At 40.1% G+C, this 613-nt stretch carries 1 pseudogene; it reads right to left on the minus strand.

The window, feature by feature from the left end:
- Window positions 1–613 (minus strand): annotated as a pseudogene (locus tag QTO00_RS20615) (Tn3 family transposase); the annotation flags it as partial.

Below are 613 nucleotides of genomic sequence, written 5' to 3' on the forward strand. Positions count from 1 at the left end.
ATTTTAGGGTGTGGCAGCATGCCGTAAACTAAATCAGCATAGGACGATACCTCTGGAGGGACACTGTTATCAAGAGGAGTGACTTTTAACCCTCTATCTGATACCTCAACATCTGGTAATTCACCAATCATAGCTAGCGTGTTGACTTCCTTTAATCTGGATGAAAGCAAGGCTATTCTGGACTGATAATACTCATGGAAATTCGTTGATACCGATAAAGGCAGTTGTTCATTATCTCGAGCTTTTTCAAAGTCTTGATATGGGGTTAGATAATCATCAAAATTTTTATAACGTCTTGAACCACTTACCCATATATCACCTGAACGTAATGCGCCTTTAAGTTCATTTAGAACGCAGAATTCGTAATACTTTCGATCAACTCCGGAAGGTGTCATCACCAGTTTTCTCCAGTTTTCCGGAATGAAGTCCAGTGGAGCTGAAGCGGGAACTTTTCTGAGCTGCTTTCTGTACATGTGTGTGAGTACATCTAAAGCACTCTTTAGTTGCACTGCACAAGGAGCTGCACTGAAATGCAAAGTAGACAACATTCGTGGCGCATATTTTCTTAATGTGCTGTATTTATCTATGATTAAGTGGAGAGGATCATAATTGT

This window comes from Vibrio sp. M260118, assembly GCF_036533755.1.
Taxonomy (GTDB): Bacteria; Pseudomonadota; Gammaproteobacteria; order Enterobacterales; family Vibrionaceae; genus Vibrio.